This window comes from Peribacillus sp. SIMBA_075, assembly GCF_046534585.1.
Window position 1 is genome coordinate 1 of record NZ_JAWRYN010001499.1, and the last position, 240, is coordinate 240.

The 240-nt window shown below is 42.5% G+C and carries 1 protein-coding gene; it reads left to right on the plus strand.

Annotated features, from left to right (window positions below; translation table 11 throughout):
* Positions 1 to 240 (plus strand): gluconeogenesis factor YvcK family protein (locus SB775_RS33400; RefSeq protein ID WP_410865591.1); only part of this gene is annotated, 240 nt, incomplete at both ends.

The window sequence follows — 240 nt, forward strand, 5'->3', positions numbered from 1 at the left end:
CTATGACAAATATAACCGGTGATTTTTTTCATGCCGTCACAGAAATGAGCAAGGTCTTAAATGTGAGAGGAAAAGTATTGCCAGCAGCGAATTCAAGTGTTGTTCTTCACGCGGAATTAGAAAATGGGCAAGTGGTGACTGGAGAATCTAAAATCCCAACCTATGGGGAAAGGATTAAACGAGTGTTCCTCACACCAAATACGATTGAGCCGCTCCAAGATTCCATTCAAGTCATCCGTG